This window comes from Dyella sp. SYSU CM1112 (assembly GCF_058216415.1).
Window position 1 is genome coordinate 1 of sequence record NZ_JBZEGI010000069.1, and the last position, 425, is coordinate 425.

General features: G+C 58.4%; 1 protein-coding gene. It reads right to left on the reverse strand.

Going from position 1 to position 425, the window contains the following annotated elements; genetic code table 11:
- Window positions 1-15: 15 nt before the first annotated feature.
- On the reverse strand, window positions 16-425 hold a 410-nt coding region (locus tag AC4HNJ_RS21650; RefSeq protein WP_490481690.1), incomplete at its 5' end, for a hypothetical protein.

The window sequence follows — 425 nt, forward strand, 5'->3', positions numbered from 1 at the left end:
ACGATGGAGAAAGCGTCAAGCAACCCTATCCCTGGGCTTGTCGATGAGTCGAACCACGACGCGCGCTTCGTACTTGGACGCTTGGGTACATTGCACATTGCCATCGTACAGTTGCGCGCGTTCGCGCAGCCCTCGTTCGCTCAAGCCAAATGCACCGATGCGGACCATCAATCGCTCATAAGCCTCTTCATCCAGGACCGTGGGAAGGCCGGTGCATTCGACGATCATTTCGATGTGATAACCATCCTTCTGTTTCTTCACGGAGAACGCGAGCGATATGCGGTCGCTAGGTGCGCGATCCAGCGCATGAAGCACCGCCTCGCAGCCCAGCCGATGAATCGTGATGCACATATCCGTCGAAAGCTGTAGCAGGCGGGCGTTGCGCGGCATGGCCAACACGTCGCAGCCGATGCCTTCGGCGTGCA